Source organism: Burkholderia sp. Ac-20392, assembly GCF_017104585.1.
In the GTDB taxonomy this organism is placed as follows: Bacteria; Pseudomonadota; Gammaproteobacteria; order Burkholderiales; family Burkholderiaceae; genus Burkholderia; species Burkholderia lata.
Genome location: NZ_JAAGPB010000221.1, coordinates 1 through 13,664 on the forward strand (window position 1 = coordinate 1; position 13,664 = coordinate 13,664).

The 13,664-nt window shown below is 68.9% G+C and carries 12 protein-coding genes and 2 pseudogenes; 5 read left to right on the forward strand and 9 right to left on the reverse strand.

All coding sequences use genetic code 11. From position 1 onward, the window contains the following. From G3N99_RS22580 to G3N99_RS22600, 5 genes and pseudogenes are all read right to left on the reverse strand, one after another. Positions 1–539, reverse strand: a pseudogene (locus tag G3N99_RS22580) (ATP-dependent DNA helicase); the annotation flags it as partial. After that, entirely contained in the window at positions 536–2,230 is a 1,695-nt protein-coding gene (locus tag G3N99_RS22585; RefSeq protein ID WP_206123519.1) for a VRR-NUC domain-containing protein, read from the reverse strand. The pseudogene G3N99_RS22580 and the gene G3N99_RS22585, both read right to left, overlap by 4 nt. A gap of 96 nt (positions 2,231–2,326) precedes the next feature. After that, positions 2,327–3,205, reverse strand: a complete 879-nt coding sequence (locus G3N99_RS22590) for a MipA/OmpV family protein (RefSeq protein WP_174935313.1) — start codon at positions 3,203–3,205, stop codon at positions 2,327–2,329. A gap of 202 nt (positions 3,206–3,407) precedes the next feature. Next, positions 3,408–3,719 carry a hypothetical protein gene (locus G3N99_RS22595; protein ID WP_011355236.1) on the reverse strand — a complete coding sequence of 104 codons (312 nt, stop codon included), beginning with the start codon at positions 3,717–3,719 and terminating at the stop codon, positions 3,408–3,410. Positions 3,720–4,040: 321 nt separating this feature from the next. After that, positions 4,041–4,340: a hypothetical protein gene (locus G3N99_RS22600; RefSeq protein ID WP_174937873.1), complete on the reverse strand. Its 300-nt coding sequence runs from the start codon at positions 4,338–4,340 to the stop codon at positions 4,041–4,043. A 141-nt stretch (positions 4,341–4,481) separates the two neighbouring features. Between G3N99_RS22600 and G3N99_RS22605 the strand changes: the two genes are divergently transcribed. The 3 genes from G3N99_RS22605 to G3N99_RS22615 all read left to right on the forward strand — a co-directional run bounded on the left by G3N99_RS22605 (position 4,482) and on the right by G3N99_RS22615 (position 6,118). Then, positions 4,482–4,730, forward strand: coding sequence for a hypothetical protein (locus G3N99_RS22605; protein WP_206123520.1), 249 nt, complete (start codon positions 4,482–4,484; stop codon positions 4,728–4,730). 372 nt (positions 4,731–5,102) lie between these two features. Next, positions 5,103–5,534: a CBS domain-containing protein gene (locus G3N99_RS22610; RefSeq protein WP_174937877.1), complete on the forward strand. Its 432-nt coding sequence runs from the start codon at positions 5,103–5,105 to the stop codon at positions 5,532–5,534. Positions 5,535–5,593: 59 nt separating this feature from the next. After that, positions 5,594–6,118 carry a PRC-barrel domain-containing protein gene (locus G3N99_RS22615; protein ID WP_206123521.1) on the forward strand — a complete coding sequence of 175 codons (525 nt, stop codon included), beginning with the start codon at positions 5,594–5,596 and terminating at the stop codon, positions 6,116–6,118. Between the two features lie 12 nt (positions 6,119–6,130). Here the strand turns inward: G3N99_RS22615 and G3N99_RS22620 are convergent, their stop codons facing one another. Together G3N99_RS22620 and G3N99_RS22625 are read right to left on the reverse strand one after the other, a co-directional pair. Next, positions 6,131–6,742, reverse strand: coding sequence for a DUF4142 domain-containing protein (locus G3N99_RS22620; protein ID WP_206123522.1), 612 nt, complete (start codon positions 6,740–6,742; stop codon positions 6,131–6,133). A gap of 107 nt (positions 6,743–6,849) precedes the next feature. Further along, complete coding sequence (locus G3N99_RS22625; RefSeq protein WP_206123523.1) at positions 6,850–8,850, reverse strand: ATP-binding protein; 2,001 nt, start codon at positions 8,848–8,850, stop codon at positions 6,850–6,852. A gap of 410 nt (positions 8,851–9,260) precedes the next feature. Here G3N99_RS22625 and G3N99_RS22630 point away from each other — a divergent pair. Next, a pseudogene (locus tag G3N99_RS22630) lies at positions 9,261–10,308 on the forward strand (sigma-54 dependent transcriptional regulator). A gap of 30 nt (positions 10,309–10,338) precedes the next feature. Here the strand turns inward: G3N99_RS22630 and G3N99_RS22635 are convergent. Both G3N99_RS22635 and G3N99_RS22640 read right to left on the reverse strand, forming a co-directional pair. Beyond that, positions 10,339–12,138 carry a methyl-accepting chemotaxis protein gene (locus tag G3N99_RS22635; protein WP_206123525.1) on the reverse strand — a complete coding sequence of 600 codons (1,800 nt, stop codon included), beginning with the start codon at positions 12,136–12,138 and terminating at the stop codon, positions 10,339–10,341. A 345-nt stretch (positions 12,139–12,483) separates the two neighbouring features. Further along, the gene (locus G3N99_RS22640; RefSeq protein WP_011355246.1) at positions 12,484–12,738 is read right to left on the reverse strand and encodes a DUF3562 domain-containing protein; all 255 of its coding nucleotides are present in this window, start codon (positions 12,736–12,738) and stop codon (positions 12,484–12,486) included. A gap of 555 nt (positions 12,739–13,293) precedes the next feature. On the opposite strand from G3N99_RS22640, the gene G3N99_RS22645 reads away from it, so the two are divergent. Further along, positions 13,294–13,662: a hypothetical protein gene (locus G3N99_RS22645; RefSeq protein ID WP_241011797.1), complete on the forward strand. Its 369-nt coding sequence runs from the start codon at positions 13,294–13,296 to the stop codon at positions 13,660–13,662. Positions 13,663–13,664: the final 2 nt, after the last annotated feature.

Below are 13,664 nucleotides of genomic sequence, written 5' to 3' on the forward strand. Positions count from 1 at the left end.
TGCGGAAACGCGAGCGCGCGCAGCGCTGCATCACGCGCCGCGCGGTGGGCCGTCTCGCGCTCGGCCCAGCCGACGAAGCACGCGCACTGCTCGGCGAAGAACGTCGCGAGCTCGGCCGCCCCCAGCGTTTGCGTCAGCGTCGTCTCGCGTTCGGACACGATGTCGAAATAGACGAGCGCAACGTCGATTTCCTGGAAGCCGCGCGCGTCGCACATCAGGTGCGCATAGACCTTCGCCTGCGCCCAATGCAGCGCGCGGTGGTTGGCCGGCATCGCATCGAGGCTGCCGCGATAGGTCTTGATTTCCTCGAGGCGATTCGCCACCGGATCGTAGCCGTCCGCGCGGCCGCGCACGGTGAGCGTGCCCCACGTGCCCGTCAGCGCGATCTCGGTTTCGTAGCGGGCGCCGCGGTTCGACGTGACCGCTCCGTGGCCGGCAATGCCTTCGAGCGCGGTCGGCGCGGGCGTGAAGCGCAGGTCGAGATCGCCGCGTCGCGCGGTGAACTCGCACATCGCCCGCACCGCGACGACGTAGCTCATGCGGACAGGCCCGCTGCTTCGGCGTGTACGACGCCCTCACCGGCCCACTCGACGTCGATCACGCGCACCGGGATGCCGTGCGCGACGCAGTATGCGAGCCAGCGCGTCTGGTTGTCCTGCAGGCGGTCGCCGGGGCCTTTCACCTCGACGAGTTCATAGCGGCGCTCGCCGGGCCAGAAGCGGACGAGATCGGGCAGCCCCGACCGGTTGCTGCGGATATCCGCGAGCAGGCGCGTGAACCACAGCCGCAGGTGCTCGGGCGGCAGGCACGCGAGCGCCTCCTCGAGCAGTTCGTCGGTCAGCACGCCCCAGAACACGAACGGCGATTGCAGCCCCGCCTTCGTCGCGAAATGCCGGCGGATCGTGTCGCGATACGCGCCCGAATCGAGTTGCGCGAAGCACGCGGCGAACGCGTCCGCACGACGCGCGACGAAATCGGGCGCGTGCAGGTCGGCCGGGCCGCGCTGGAACGGGTGGAAGAACGCACCCGGCACCGCGGCGAATACGGGCTCCCAGCACAGCAGCCCGAACAGCGAATTGATCAGCGTGTTTTCGACGTAATGGACTGGCGAAGCCGGTTGCGCGAGATGGTCGCGCACCGCGAATTCGACGCTGACGAACGCGTCGGGGCGCGCAAGCACGAGCGTTTCGCGCGGCACGTCCGCTGCCGCGGCTGCACGTTCGACGCGTTGCCCGAGCCGGCGCTGCAGGCGCGGCAGCATGCGCTCGACACGCTGGCGCTCCTCGTCGCTCTCGAAGCCGCCGCGCGCATCGAGCGCCAGCGCGAGCGCATCGTCGTCACGCCCGCAGCGTTCGAGCACGCGGATACGTCGATGGCGGCTGCCGGGCCATGCGCTGCGCACATACGCGTCGAGTGCAGCGGCCCAGTCGGCGCGGCGTTCGCAGGTTTGGCCGAGCGCGAACAGCAGCTTCGCGCGACGTGTGGCAAGCCACGGCTGCGCGCAACCGACCGCGTCGATGGCGCGCATCAGGTCGTCGAACGGCAGATCGTCGGGCCACGCGTCGAGCGCATCGCGGCACATCTGCAGCGCGAGATACGCATCGACGTCGCCGCGCTGCTGGAACGCGCGCGACGACGGCGCGATCGGCACGCTTTCGTACTGGAATACGCCGAGATCGGCGAGCACGAACTCGCTCCAGTCCTGATGCAGATTGCCGAAGAACATCAGGCGCAGCCGGTCGCACAGCGCGCCGACCGTCACGCGCAGCACGCGGTCGCCGGCCTGTGCGCACCACGCATCGAGCGATTGCGCGACGTCGTGCGCGGGACGCAGCCGTTCGAGCCATTCGGGCTTGCGCTCGCCCGCATGCGCGGCAAGTGCCGGAAAGATGCGCAGCAGATCAGCCTTGGTCGACAGCGCGAACAGTTCGTCGAGCGTCAGCGCGGGCGCCGGATCGACCCAGCCGAGGTCGACGAGCGGCGCGGCCGCGTCGAGCGTGCAGCCGATTTCGTCGTACACGAGCTTGCTGGCGCGGAAGTCGGCGCCGTTGCGCATCAGCATCCGCACGAGCAGCGCGCGCGACGCCTGCGGCAGTGTTGCGAACTGGCGAACGAACGCGTGCTCGTGTTCGTCGAACAGGTCGTCGTAACGCGCGCCGAGCCAGGCCAGCGCGCGTTCGAAATTGGTCAGGTAGTAAAACGCCGGGGGCGTCGGCGATGCAGGCGTCACGGGGATTGATCACTGTACATTTGTACAGGTCGGAATCATATCAAATGTGACGGCAAATGCCGCGCGCTCCATCGGCCATCGGCCGCCCGGCCCCGCTCAGAACTGGTAATTCACCGACATGTCGAACACGCCGTTGGTCGACTGCTGCGTGATCGGGCTGCGCGCGGCGCGGCCGACGAGCTGCTCGATCGCGCCGTCGATCGTGACGAACCAGTGCTTGTTCACGAACCAGGCCATCGTCACGCCCGCGCCGAACGACTTCATCCCGGCCCCCGACGAATAGGCCGGCAGCCCGGAACGCGCGGCGGCGCCCTGACTCACGCCGAACCAGCTGTTCATGTAGCGCGAATCGGCGAACGACACGGTCGGCCCCGCGAACCAGAAGAAATGCTCGTTGCTGCCCGGCAGCGGCATGTACGCGGAGAAATCGCCGACCCAGCCGTTCGAGCCGCCGATGCTGCGCCGGATATCCGCGCGCAGCACGAGCGGGAATTCCTTCGAGATCACGTAATCGGCCGCCAGTTTCATCACCGGGGCCGCGTTGATGTTGTCGAGGCCGTTCAGGTGCTGGATATCGTCGGCCGAGCGGCGCCCGAGGTCGTAACCGACGGACAGGCTCACGCGCCAGTTCGGCCCGCGCAGCACGTTCGCGCCGAGCCCCTCGCCCGTCGACAGGAAGAACAGGTCGCGATAGCGGATGTCGACGTTCGGGCCGCCCATCACGCGATAGCGGTCGGAGCCCGCATAGCGCGGCTGCAGCGTCATGGCGGCGCCCACGCTGATGTCCCAGGTGGAGATGTTCGGATCGTAGAGTTTTTCGAGCGGCACGCCCGCCGAGTATTGCCACTCGCCGAGCGGCGAAGGCGTCTGGGCCGACGCGTCGCGGGCGCCAGCCGCGGCGAGCGCCGCGCAGGCCGACACACCGGAAACGAACCGGCGTGCGCCGGGTGACAGCAATGGGCGAGCAACAGTCATCAAGGTCCCCGTCGGTTGCGCGAAACGAACCTGAAGTAAAGCGCCTTGCGCCTCTTCGGCTGCAGCGGCTGGCAGCCTGCGGCGCGAACGTAGCGTGCGCTGAATTAACGGACATCCTACGCGACGCGCGCGCAGACGCAAAGCGCCCGCTGCGTGCGGGCACTTTGCCGTGCGCAGGACCGTCTTTTGAAGCGGGGTGGAATCAGAATCGCTCGACGTGATAGTCGCCGGCCAGCGCGGCCGGGCTGCGCGTCGACATCATCCGCGAGAAGCCGTCGGCGAGCCGACCGAGCGCGAGCTGCTTCTGGCTCGCGTCCCAGTGCGTGTAGGTGTCGTACGCGGCATCGTCGAACGACACGGTGACGGCAACCGGGTGGCCGCTGGCGCGAAAACCGATCTGCAGCACGCCGCCCGGCAGTTCCTCGATGTGATAGCGCAACGAGCGCGATTCGAAATAGCGGCCCAGCACCTGAGCGATCGCGCGCTTGTCTGGCGATTGCACGTGAATGTCCATGAGGGTCCTCCTTTTTTCAGTGTTCGCGCGGACGGTTGTGATGCATCCCCTCCCGGCATCCGCATCGGCGGCGGGTGCGACGGCGGGTCGCCCTGCGGCAGCCCGTCCGGCACGGGCGGATCGACGGGATCGTCGTGCCCGGGCGTCGGGTCCGGGTCGACGTCGGGTGTCGTCGGTTCGGGGCGGTGCAGCGTGAATGGCGTATTCATGTCTCTCCTGCGCGACGGCGCGCGCATCTCGATGGCGCCGTCATCGCGCGCAAGCGGCGTGCCCGCTTCTACGCCGCCCGGGTGCCCGCGCCGGTCGGACGCGGCCATGCGCTCAATCGTCGTACGCCGCCATCACCAGCCACATCGTGCGGCCCTCCGCGGTCAGCCGCACCGCGAGCGCGAACCGGTCGGACGGCGTGCATTCCGCGACGAGCACCCGCTGCGCGCGCTCGGGGCCGTCGTAGACGGTGTCGTTCAGTTTGCGTAGCTCGTCCTTGCCGTCGAACATGCGCCGCTCGGGCCGATAGATCCGCGACTCACGCTTCCACGTGTCGAAACGCTCGCGCACGTGGGATAAATCGCCGCCGCATACGTTCGCGTCGTAACGTATCCTTTTCCTGGATGCCTTCATCACGATGTCCTCTCGTCCACGCCGACGGCGCGCGTGGCTGCGCCGCGCCCCGTGCGGTTTCGCCGACGCGCAAGCGTCGTGCCGTCGGCCCCGCGCAGGCATGGCGCTTGCGCCCGTATCCATGACCAAGGAGGTTCGACCATGACCGTTCACGCCCCCGGCCGCCACCACGCCGTGTCACCGGCTGCCGGACTGCTCTGGCTCGCCACGTCGCGCCCGCCGTCCGAAGACAAGACGGAGGAACGCATCGACGAGGGACTCGAGGAGACGTTTCCGGCCAGCGACCCGCCCGCCGTTGGCGGCGCGACCCGTATCGATCCTGCCAAGCCGTCCAGCGAGCACGAACGCCGCGCGCCGCACGTCCCTTCCCCGCCCCCCGATCACGGCTGACGGCGGCAACCGGCCCGCGCTGCGCGGCGGCGCAGCGGCGTGCCGGAGCCATTCGGAGTTGATCTGATGAAACGCCTTGAACGCAGATGGCATGAAATCAGCGGCGCCGCCGGCGTCGCAGCGCTGGCGGCGATCGAAAGCGCGGTGGTGCTCGCGATCGTCGCGATGACGGGCATCGGCCACTGACGTCCTGCCCCGCCCGTTCGCGGCTGCCGCCGTGGAAGATGTACAAGCGGGCTGGCAAATTTCTCCGTCGCCTGGCCGCCGGGAGCCTGTTCACGCCAATGACGGGCTTGCGCTGGCCCGGCGTGTGCAGCCCGCGCGCGGCACGCCATCTGCTCCCGAATCGTCTTGCTCACGAAGGAGGCGTTCATGTATCGCGTCATCGAGATCATGTCGCGCGACGTGGTGTGCGTCGCGCCGACCGACACGATTCGCCACGCGGCCGAACTGATGCGGCGCTTCGATATCGGCGTGCTGCCCGTTTGCGACGGCCCCGAACTCGTCGCGATCGTGACCGACCGCGACCTCGCGGTGCGCGGACTGTCGCACGGCCATTCGTCCGATACGCCCGTGCAGGCGGTCGCGTCCAGGCCCGTGCAGTGGTGCGTTGAGGACGATGGGGTCGGCGACGTCCAGCAGCGGATGGCCGACGTGCAGTTGCATCGGTTGCCCGTGCTCGACCGCAACCGGCGGCTGGTCGGCATCGTGTCGCTCGGCGACATCGCGACGCGCGCGGGCGGCCCCGAGCGCGACGAGCTGGCCAATACGCTCGAGGACGTGTCGCTGCCGCGCCGGCGCTGACCGGCGCCCGTTCATGCCGCGTGGCCCGCCCGGGTGCCGCTTCGACCAGGAGGTGTTCGATGACAACGGACAGACCGTCGCACGACGACACGCGCATCGTCGGCGGCAACCGCCGCACGGCCGGCAGCGGGCCGGGGCCCGACGTGATGGCCGCCCGCACGCTCGAAGGCGATCGCGTCCTGACGATGGACGGCGACGACATCGGCCAGGTCACCGACATCATGCTCGACGTGCGCTCCGGCCGGATCGCGTATGCGGTCGTGTCGTCGGGCAGCCTGCCCGGGATCGGCGACAAGCTGCTCGCGGTGCCATGGAACGTCCTTGTTCTAGACGTCGAACGCCAGTGCTTCGTGCTGCCGGTCGCGACCGAACGCGTGCGCGAAGCCCCCGGCTTCGACAGGAACCGCTGGCCGGCCATGGCCGATCCGGAATGGGCCGAAGCGCTGCATGCGTACTACGGGAGTGCGCCGTACTGGCTGATCGAGGAAGGCGAAACGGCGCTCGACTCACCGCCGTACGAGGCGTCGCCGGGCGGCCCTGAAACCTCTGAAGCCTCCGAAGCCCCTGAAAGTGATAAGCGGTAGCGCGATCGCCGCTCAGTGCGCGGCCGCCACCGCCTGCGCAAGTTGCCGGGCGGCGGCCAGGTGCGCGTTCAGCGTCGCCAACGTGTTGGCCGCGAACGCGCGCAGCTGCGGATCGCGGCCGTTCCGCGCCTCGGCTTCGTAGAGCCGGATCGCTGCTTCGTGCGCGCGCGGGCCCGCCAGCGCGACATAGGCCACGTCGAACGCATGACCCTCTTTGGTTCGCAACGCGGTCACGGCCGGATCAACGAGCATCCGCGACTGGACCGGTACGCCCTTGGCCGCACCAAGCTGCCGCAATTCGCCGGCGATCCGCCCGTGATCGTCGACCATCCGGCGCGCGAATGCCTTCACGTCGGCGTTCGACGACCGGTCGAGCGCGAGCTGGCTGGCCTGCCGCTCTACCTTGCCGATCATGCCGGCCTTGTCGACGAATTCGACGTCGCTACCGGTCGGCCGCTGCGTCATGCCGGCTTCGTCGGCCGTCGTGCCGGGGCGGATGACGCCCGGCGCGACCTGCGCCGACGAAGCCGGTGCCGCCTGTGCATCCGCGAACGCGGCGGTCAATGCGCCGACGGTCGCGGCCAGCACGATCGCCGCCGGCCGGCGGGTTCGATTCGTTTTCATCCGGACCTCCGTGTGTCGCGACGGAGCGGGCCGGCCGCGCGGCTTGACGTTGCGTCCATCGCGCCTCCTTTCCTCGTCGACGACCAGGCGGGCGGCCGCGCCGGCTGCTACCGGCCGCGCCCTTTCCGATCGTGCCCGGCGTCCGGCGCGACGTCGGCGATCACGCTCGCCAGCGTCGGCATGTCCACCGGCTTGCGCAGATACGCGTCGAAACCGGCCGCCATCACGCGGTGCCGGTCGGCGTTGCCGGCGTGGGCCGTGACCGCGACGACAGGCAGATGGCCGCTGCCGCCCGGCAAATGTCGGATGCGATCGAGCAGCCAGAAGCCATCACCGTCCGGCATCGCGAGATCCGACAGCACGACGTTCGGCGCCTGCCGCTCCACCACGTCGAGCGCGTCGTGACCCGATTGCGCGGTCGACACCTGCGCGCCCATCGTTTCGAGTGCCGCGGCGAGGCTCGCGCGTGACGTCGCATCATCGTCGACGACGAGCACGCGCTGGCCGTCGAGCGTTGCCGTGTCAGACGCGCCTGCCGCGTGCAGCAGGTATTCGGCCGGATCGTCGACGTCCCAGCCGGCCGGCAGCGTGACCGTGACGGTCGTCCCGCGTCCGGTGCCGGCGCTCGTCGCGACGACGTCGCCGCCATGCAGTTGGGCGATGTTGCGCACGATCGACAGGCCGAGCCCGAGGCCGCGCTTCGGCGACGCGAATGCGCGTTCGGGCCGGCTGAACGTCTCGAACAGGTGCGGCAGGTATTCCGGCGCAATGCCCTGCCCGGTATCGGCGACCGACAGCCGCACGCGCTCGCCTGCCCGGGCCAGCGACACGACGATGCGGCCGCCCGGTGGCGTGAACTTGATCGCATTCGACAACAGGTTCGACAGGACCTGGCGCACGCGCTCGCGATCCGCCGGAATCACGCAGGTCGGCATCGCGTATTGGGTCGACAACTCGAGCCCGCTCGCCTGGGCCGTCGCGTCGAGTTCGCGCACGGCATCGCGCACGACCCGCACGAGATCGACCGGCACGCGCTCGAGGCGCAACCGGCCGGTCGCGAGCGACGACGCGTCGAGCAGGTCGGCCACCATGTGCGACAGCGACCGCGCGCTGCGATCGATCGCGTCGACGGCCTGTTGCGCGAGCCCCTGACCGTCGACGTTGCGCAGCACCTCGACCCAGCCGTAGATCACGTTCAACGGCGTGCGCAGCTCGTGCGACACCGTGGCCAGCAGTTCGTCCTTCAGCCGGTTCGACGTGTCCGCCTGTGCACGTGCGTCGCGGGCGCCGCGCAGCGAACGCAGGTTGCGCCGCTCGCCGCGACGGCGTTCGTGCGCATCGGTCAGCGTCATCGACAGGCCCGTGCAGTTGCCCTGCGCATCGACCATCGGCGCTGCGGCGAAGGTCGCCCGAAAACGGCCGCCGTCGCGTCGCACGCACAGCACGTCGAGCGGACCGACCGACGTGTGCAGGTTCGCGAACGATGCGGGCAACGGATGGCGCTGCAACCAGCGCGGCGCGATCATCGCGGCGACGTCTCGCCCGGCGGCCTGTGCCGCGTCGATGCCGAAGATTCTCCGCGCGGCCGGATTCCAGCTCGTGATCCGGCGGGCGGCATCGACGCCGACGATCGCATCGGGCGAAGCGTCGACCACGCGCCGCAGCAGGCTGTCGTCAGGCACGGGCACGCGCGCGGCGGCGGGCACGGGCTCAGGCTCGCGATGCGGCTCGCGGGCATCGGCATCGCCGTCGTCATCGGGTTCGCGCAGACGATCGTTCGCAAGCAGCGGCTTCACGGCCATCACGAGCACGCACTCGACGAAGCTGATCGCGACGAATGCGCCCGCCTGCGCGAGCAGCGTCGCCAGCGGCGCATCGCGCCACCACAGCGCGCCGATCACGGCCACGCTCACGGCGGCCGCGGCCAGGCCACCGCCGAACGACGTCAGCCATGCGGCTGCCGCCACGCCTGCATAAAAAGGCAGCGGCGCAAATGGCGCGTGCTCGCCGACGACGCGAACCGCCCACGCCTGCAGCGCGGACGCCAGCCCGACGGCCAGCACGATCCATGCACCCTGCCGTAACAGCTCACGGGTCAGGGTCCTCATTGCATCCTTGCCTCGCGCCGGCTCCGGTCGCACGGCGTCATGCCGTTGGTCGACCCTCCGGCCTGCCGTCGAGCGTGCCGGGCGAGCTTGATGGAATCAGCAAGTGGCATGCCCGACGCGGGCTGTGGATGGCCGGATGGTGAGGCGCGCCGGCTGCGTGGCCGGGTGGCGGCCCTGCGGGCTGGGCCGCAGCAGTCGGTCGGAAACCGGTGGGTGCCGTGGGCCGCACCCGCGCACCGTGACCGCAACCGGCTTTTTCATCGGAATGATGTAAAAAAGCGCCGATACGACCCTGGATCGCGCAGAAATGCCGCGATTCGTGTCAGAAATCGATGGTCTGCTCCTTCCGTCCCCGCCGCGCACATTGGAAATTTCTATTTTGCGGCACCTTCGTGGCCGTTTCGCTGTCGATGAAAATATTGCAATCAACGGAACGCGTGGTGCCGAATTTCAAAACGGCCCCGCTCATGCCGACTCATGACAATGGGAGAAACCGCAAACCGGTCGAAGCAACGTGCAGACAGCCGCCGGTTGTCCGGCCGGTCCTCAGCGATGCGCACGCTGCTCGGCCGCATCGAAAAGATCGCACCGACCCGCGCCAGCGTGATGATTGCCGGCGAAAGCGGGGTCGGGAAGGATATCGTCGCGCGCCGGCTGCACGATCTCAGCGCCCGGTGCGAGGGCCCGTTCGTCCCCGTGAACTGCGGCGCGATTCCGCCCGATATCGCGGAATCGCAATTGTTCGGGCACGAGAAAGGCAGCTTCACCGGCGCGATCGCGCAGCGGGAAGGCTTCTTCGAAGCCGCGCGCGGCGGCACGCTGCTGCTCGACGAGATCGCGGAGATGCCCGCGCCATTGCAGGTGAAGCTGCTGCGGGCGATCGAATCGAATGTGATCGTCCGGGTGGGCGGCACCGAGCCGATTCCGCTCGATGTGCGCATCGTGTCGGCCACGCGCCACAACCCGGCCGAAGCCGTGCGCGACGGCCGGCTGCGCGAGGACCTGTTCTACCGCCTCGCCGCGTTTGCGCTGTACGTACCGCCGCTGCGCCAGCGCGACAGCGACATCGAGACGATCGCACTGGAATTCGTCGACGCGCTCAACGCGCGGCACCATGCGCACAAGCGGCTGACCGACGCGGCGATCGCGGCACTGCGCGCGTACTCGTGGCCGGGCAACGTCCGCGAGCTGCACAACACGATCGAGCGCGCCTACATCCTGGCGGACGAAGGCATCGACATCACGCTGCCGAAGCCGGCGATGCCGCCCGAGCGCCTGTCGGAGAACACGATGGCGCTGCCGCTCGGCGCGACCTTGCACCATGCGCAGCAGCGCTTCATCGCGGCGACGCTGCACCACTTCGACGGCAACAAGCCGCGTGCCGCGAAAGCACTCGGGATCAGCCTGAAAACGCTCTACAACCGGCTCGCGCTGATGCGCGACAACGGCCGCTCCTGAGCGGCGCGGCCGTCTTTCCCGCCAGCCGCGTCAAGCGACCTTGAACCGCCCGACCGTGGTCGCCAGCGCGTTCGCCTGCGACTGCAGCGCGGTCGCGGCGGCGGTCGACTGTTCGACGAGCGCCGCGTTCTGCTGCACCATTTCGTCGAGCTGCGTGACCGCGCGATTCACTTCCTGGATGCCGCGCGTCTGCTCGTTCGCCGCGTGCGTGATCTCGGAGATGATCGTCGTCACGTTCGACACGTGGGACACGATCTCGCGCATCGTGTCGCCCGCCTGACGCACCTGCCCGGACCCGGCCGACACGCTCGCGACCGTCGATTCGACCAGCACCTTCACTTCGCGGGCGGCCTGCGCGCTGCGTTGCGCGAGGCTGCGCACTTCCTGCGCGACGACCGCGAAGCCGCGGCCCTGCTCGCCCGCCCGCGCTGCTTCGACGGCTGCGTTCAGCGCAAGGATGTTGGTCTGGAACGCGATCCCGTCGATCACGCCGATGATGTCGCCGATCCGGCCCGATGCTTCCTCGATCTTCTCCATCGTCGCGACCACGTCCGACACGACCACGCCGCCGTGCGACGCGATCCGCGACGCGGCAGCCGCGCGTTCGTCCGCCTGGCCGGCGGCCGCCGCCGACTGGCCGACCGTCGCGGTGATCTCTTCCATCGATGCAGCCGTTTCCTCGAGGCTCGCCGCCGCCGATTCGGTGCGCGACGACAGATCCTGGTTGCCCGCCGCGATCTCGTTCGCGGCCGTGCGCACCGATTCGCTCGCATCGCGGATCTGGCGCATTACGTCGTTCAGCTTGTCGACGAAGCTGTTGAACGAGCGGGCGATGTCCGCCACTTCGTCACGGCCGTCGGCCGGCAGGCGCTGCGTCAGGTCGCCGGCGCCCGAGCCGATCGCGGCCATCGCCTGGCGCACTTGCGACAGGCGGCGGAACGCGGTCGCGGTGATCGCGCCGATGATCAGCGACGCCACGCCGACGACCACGAGCAGCGTGATCAGCGAAGCGGTCAGCAGCGAGCGCATCCCCGCCGTCGCTTCGTTCTTGTCGAGCAGCACCAGCGCGTACCAGTCCGTGCCCGGCACGGGGCGCGCGCGCACCAGCTTCGCGTCGCCGCCGACCGTCACCTCGACGGGTGCGGTCGCCGCCGCGATCGTCGCACCGTTCGTCGCGCCGAGTTCGGGCGACACGTCGGCGACCGGCTTCAGCGTGAGCTTCGCGTCCGGGTGCGCGACCACGTGGCCGTTGCTGTCGATCAACATCCCGAAGCTCGCGGGCGTCGGGTGGATCGTCTTTACGTTCGCGATCACGGTGTCCATCGAGACGTCCGCTGCGACGACGCCCTTCAGCGCGCCGTCGCGCAGGATCGGCACCGCGAACGTGACGACGAGGTTGCCCGTGCCGGCGTCGACGTACGGCGGCGTGACGACCGGCTTGCCGGCCTGCGCGGCCTGCTTGTACCACGGGCGGCCGGTCGGATCGTAGTCGGGCGGAATGCCGGTCGGGTCGGAGAAGTGGAACACCTTGTCGGCGTAGCCCGCGTAGACGTTCGTGAAACCGCCGGCCGTGGCCATCTGCTTGAACACCGGCAGCGGATCGGGCGTCAGTGCGGCATCCTGCAGCGATGCGATCATCCGGCTCCGGGTGGCGACCCAGTCGGCGATCCCGACCACGTGGCCACTCGCGACGGAGGTCAGGTTGCGGTCGATCGCATCGTCGTTGTACGAGTGCGCGATGAAATAGTTGATGAGCGTGGTGGCGACGAGCGCGAATACGACGATGGCAACGCACGCGGCAAGGATGCGGGCCCGGATGGACGAGAACATGGCAACGACTCGGTAAGGGAGCGCGAACGCCCGGTGGACGAATTCACCGGGTAAACGGCAATCGCGCCGCTTACTTGAGGCCGCTGTGACAATTCAGTGAAACGTATGACAAAAGGCAATGCCGATTGTCAGCGGATCGTCAGGATGGTCGCGCCGGTCGGCGACGCGCACGCCCGCCCGCCGCTGGACGCGGCGACGGCGCCGGCGATCTCGGACACTGCAATCAAAAGGGAGTAGAAACAGGCCGGTTCGCTGTCGACGGTGGCATGAATGTCGATCTGGATCCGGCCCTGGTCCGGTGACGGATGGCGTCACGTCCGCGGCATTAGCCGCGGCGCTAGCCCGTCACAGGCGATGGCTCGGACGTGGATCGGCGTCGGCAGACGGCGCATCGGCCCGCGTATCGTGGTCGAAATCGTCCTGCTGGCGCATCCGTTCGCGCAGGTTCCGGATCGCGAACACGTGGATGTAATCGTGCACCCGCGCGCCAGACGACAACACGCGTACTTCGTCGTCGAGCATCGCACGCAACTGATCCGAACCGATCGCACGCTGTTTGGCGGCTTCCTTGAGTGAATCGAGCAAATTGTCCTTGGACATCGACGGACTCCTGACGGTCGAGGAACGAAAAGAAGAAGGTACCGGAAGCTTAAAGACTGAACGGCAGCGCGGCGTGCGATGCGCCGGCGCGTGTTTGCGCGCGATCAACGACACGTTGCGTGCCGCCGTGCCGGTCCGTCCCCGAACCGGCCGCGCTAGGTTCGCGGCGCAAACTGCCCGCGAACGAGACTGGAAGCCCTGCCACGCCACCCCGGGGCGCGGCACCGGCCGACCGGCAAACGATGGAACGTTGCCCGACGCCGATGCAGTGGCGAAGTTAGACCGGCCGAAATCATGCGTCAAGCGACGGCCGGCACGCGCTGCCCATTCGTCGGATCGAACGGGCCGGATCGTCGCCGGGACGGCCGATCGGCCGCCCCGCGTGTCAGCGGATTCCGATAGGCGCCGCGCATTACCTGACAGCGACTTCAGCACGCGCTGCTTGGCAGCGCACGGGCGCGACACGATACTGGTGACATGGACGAAACGTTCATACGGGTCATCGCTCAGCCGGCCGTCGAGCCGGCATGCGGGGCCTGGCGCAGGAGACCAACCATGACACATCGCAACTTACCGGGCCGGGACGGCCAGCGGCGCGCGTCGGGCAACGCGCGCGCCCTGCCCGCCCAGGCCGTGTCGGCCGGCAACCTTCCGTCCGACAATATCGACGCCTTGCTTGCGCTCGCACGCGAAGCCGGATTGCTCGTCACGCTCGACGGGCAGATCGGCCGCGAAAAGTACCAGAGCGTCGCGGGCTCGGTTCTCGCGTTGCAACGGTTCGCCGCGGCACTCTGCGCACGGGCCGCACCCGACGCGCCGGCCGGTGCCGAGCCGCGTCGCCAGGAGATCGGAAGAGCGGCGTGTAGGGAAAGAGCGTATATGTCGGGGTATATCGCGGCGGTCGCCCTATCTCGTCCAAAATAACA